Below are 4,102 nucleotides of genomic sequence, written 5' to 3'. Positions count from 1 at the left end.
ACTCGGATTCATTGGGGTTTTCCAGTTCAGCATTTTCTTCCAGCTCCTCTCCTTTCAAAATGGAATAAAGGCGTTGAATGGTAGATATACTCACCTGGCTGTCGGAGGCAATATAGCTCGATGTCAAGCGCTGTACATTGTACAACTCTGTGAAATTGCGGTTGACATCGGTGGGTTGAAATTTCTGAAACTCCTGTTCGGCCTGCTCTCCGAGGTTTTTGGTATCGACGATGAAGAGAATGCGTTTAGCGTTTGCGTATTTCAACAAGCGATAAACAAAGGTGCAGGCGGTAAAAGTTTTCCCGGCTCCGGTGGCCATTTGCACCAATGCCCGCGGCTTGTTTTCCTTAAACGACGTTTCGAGATTTTTGATGGCATCTATTTGGGCCGGACGAAGACCTTCCTCGGGCAGCTCTGGCATCTTTTGCAATCGGGCGCGTAAGGTGTCCGGCTGGCTGTACCATTCTTGTAACGTTTCGGGCTGATGAAAATGGAAAACCGGTCGGGAGCGCGGTTTCGGGTCGCGGTAATCGGTAAATCGCGTAAGCACCCCGGTACTTTCATAGACAAATGGCAGTGGGCCTTTATTCAAATTGTACTTGAGTGTTGCCTGCGCGTAACCGGCAGACTGATCTTCTGCAGCTGTCAGTCTTGCCCCTTCTTCTTCGCGTTTGGCCTCAATAACTCCAATTGGTTTTCTGTTCACAAACAGAACATAATCTGCGGGGCCAACATCAGTTTGGTATTCGCGCACCGCCACCCCCAGCGCGGCAGAAAGGTCTACTTTGCTCTTAGATTGTACTACCCATCCCGCATCGCCCAACATTTTGTCAATCTGGTCGCGCGCTATTTGTTCGGGGTTTTGGTTAACATTTGATGTCATTCATTTTCTTTTATTTAAGCCGGGTGTCAAAAACTTTTGGGAGTAAAAACCGACGCTTCCCTAAGTTCCGGGAAATAGCTGTTATGAGGTTGGTTCTTTCAGTATGTTGGCAAAATTAACCTCACGCAGCTCGCACATTTCAGTGTTTTAAGTCCTTGAACAAACCGCCAATATCGCGAATTTTCTTTACCCTAACAAACGTGTAAATAACTGGGATGTGGGAGCTGGGGTGACCTTGGCGGGTGAATTAGCGGTAAGGAAGGATTCATCTCTACCGTGCCGGCTCTGCCTGTGCCTTCAATTTGAAAAAGCTGAGTTTTCCATCATTCGCCCCAACAATGTAATGAAGCTGCCCGGCAATGTTCAGGGTAGCCAGGCTCCTGGCATCGCTGAAGTGATAAAACCCTGAACGAGGCTCGTAGGTGAACCCGCCATCTCCATCTCCCAACAGCACAAATCCGCGGCAGGCGTCGTAGCGCACGGTTTCCACCTCAGCGTTGTACATGTTACCTACGCCAATGATATCCTTCACACCATCGCCGTTCACGTCACGCACATCTATACCCATCAGCGGTCCGAATTGTGCATGGGCAGGGAGCTCGTGTTTCCTGAACTGTCCGTTGCCGAGATTCTCAAGGTACACACTGCTGAAATCATACGCTACCATGTTTAAGGCTTGGGCAAGTGCCTCCTCGCCGTAGATGGCGCGCAAATCTGCCTCTGCAAAACTGCGGTAGCTGGGAAATTTCATTCCGATAAAAGGCATCTGCTCCGACGAACACTCGCGTCCGCGCACAGGCAAAAGGGTTCCGTTTTTCTGCTTTCCGAGCACAATGTCGTAGGTGCCATTCCCATCAAAGTCGTGGCAAAAAATGTGGAGCGGATTGTCCGCAGTGGGCTGAAACTTGTTGTTTTGCCCCAGGTTACCCACCACAAAGTCAATATCCCCATCGCCATCCATGTCTGCAGCATGGATGCCGTACCACCACGCGTTGCTTTTTTCGAGTCCGCTTGTGCTTCTGTCAAACACCAACTGATTGCCGGTACTTTTGAAAAGCATGATAGGCGACCATTCGCACACTACGGCCAAATCAGGAAGTCCGTCGTTGTTGTAGTCTGCAAAGACAGCATCGCTTACCATGCCGATGTGTCGGAGCTCAGGAGCGTATTGCTCTGTGATATCTGTGAACACTCCACCGTCATTACGGAGTATGTACGATTTGCCGGGATAAGGATAAATGCCGGGGAATTGCTTTCCACCCACAAAAAGGTCAAGGTCGCCGTCGCCGTCAATATCGGCGGCCACCACGCATTGGCCACTGCTCACAAGTTGAGGAAGAGCGTTGCTTGCACGTTGGAAGTTACCCTTGCCGTCGTTCAGGTACAGTCTGTCCTGGTAAGCGGCATCTTCCGGAGGACGCTCATTACCGCCGCTCACCACGTACAAATCGAGATGGCCGTTTCCGTTGGCGTCAAAAAACAGGGCGCCTAAATCCTCGTAGTCCGCCTCTTTCTTCCAGAGAGAATGGTTGCTGCGAACAAATTTTCCACCCGGAGTTTGAATGAAGGTAGCCGCCTCTGCTCCTTTGGCATTTCCCACAAAAAAGTCGTCCAGACCATCACCGTTCAGGTCGCCCACGGCTATTTGCGGACCCCAGGTGCTTTGTTTGTGGGGGAGAAGGATTTCGCGTGCAAAATCGTCAAAGTCGTTTTCGCGGTGCACGAAATCAATGCCGATTGCGGATGCATCAACCGGGTCGAAAAGCGTTTCAATTTCGGTCGGTAAATACATCTCCGTAGCATCGCGATGGTGGAGTGTGAGTTTTTGGTTGGCTGGTACATCGCGTCTCAGCTCTGTTTTTCCATCGGGCCAGATGACGCGCAAAGTGTTTACAGCACCGTTTTCACCCAAACCAAAGTGCAGCACAGGCTCAACCGACGATTGAAAGCCGCGGGCCATGTACATTTCGCGCTGCTGAAACTGACCATCGGCTTCCAGTTCAACCCGCGCGCCGATACCAAACCGATTGCTTTCCGGCCCGTTGAGTTGCACCCGTAACCACTTGTTTGTGCTGTGGTTTTGGTAAATGCATGCTGTGTCGTTCAGGTTGTTGATGATTAAATCGAGGGCACCGTTGTTGTTGAGGTCGGCGTAGGCAATACCGTTTGAGTTAACCGCGCGGTTCAACCCCCAGTTTGAAGTGGCGTTTTCAAACCTCAGATCACCGGTATTCCTGAAAGCGTAATTCGGAATTTTTGCTGCCGGCCATCGCTCCATGGCCTCCTGAAAAGACATGGGTTGCCCCATCATAAAGCGGCGTTCAATTTCAGTTTTGAAGTCCACATCGGTCACGTCCTTGTCAATGCCGTTGGTGATGATAAGGTCGAGCCAGCCATCGTTGTCGAGGTCGGCGAACAGGGGCGCCCAGCTCCAGTCGGTTTTGGCCACTCCGGCCAGGTGGGCAATGTTGCTGAAATCGCCGTTTCCGCTGTTCAGGTGCAGCATATTGAACATGTACTGGTGGTGGTAGCCTATGTCAACCATCTCGCGGAAATTGGCGGTGCTCATGGCTGCCATCATGCGTTTGGAGCGCACGTGGTCTTCAGAAACCATGTCGAGCACCACTAGGTCAGTATGGCCGTCGTTGTTGAAGTCGGCGGCATCGGCTCCCATGCTGTAAAAGGAGATGTGCCCGAAGTGATCGAGAATCCCGTCGCGAAAAGTTCCGTCGCCATTGTTGAGGTAAAAATGGTCGGGCTGGCGGTAATCGTTGCAAACAAACAAATCAGGTAGTCCGTCTCCGTTAAAATCGGCAATGGCGGCCCCCAGACCCCAGGCTTTGTTTGAAAGGCCCGCAAGGGATGTGACATCGGTAAATCGATCGCCGTCGTTTCGGTAGAGTTTATCCGTGGTTGAGGGGTCAATGATGCGTTGAAAGTCCAGGTCCACGTCCACATTGTCCAGAAAGTCTATGCGGTGATTGAGCAGAAAAAGGTCCAGGTCTCCGTCGCCATCGTAGTCAAAAAAGTAGGCCATGGTACTGTGGGCAGGGTCGTCAATACCCCAATCGGCAGCACGCTCAGAAAAGGTTTGATCGCCGTTGTTTACAAACAGCAGGTTGCGGCGGTCATCGGCGTTTTCCGAAGGGCCGGATTTGCATACATAGATATCCAGCATCCCATTGCCGTTGATGTCAACCATGCAGACACCGGTGGTCC

General features: G+C 51.4%; 2 protein-coding genes. Both read right to left on the bottom strand.

The genetic code is table 11. The features are described 5' to 3' along the window. A partial coding sequence (locus EA392_00325) for a DEAD/DEAH box helicase (protein ID TVR42445.1) occupies nucleotides 1-883 on the bottom strand: 883 nt, incomplete at its 3' end. Between the two features lie 271 nt (nucleotides 884-1,154). Continuing rightward, a partial coding sequence (locus EA392_00320; protein TVR42444.1) for an RNA-binding protein occupies nucleotides 1,155-4,102 on the bottom strand: 2,948 nt, incomplete at its 5' end.

It is taken from the genome of Cryomorphaceae bacterium (assembly GCA_007695365.1).
In the GTDB taxonomy this organism is placed as follows: domain Bacteria; phylum Bacteroidota; class Bacteroidia; order Flavobacteriales_D; family SKUL01; genus SKUL01.
The sequence above is the reverse complement of the archived record's forward strand: the minus strand, read 5'-3'. Positions and strand labels throughout refer to the sequence as shown.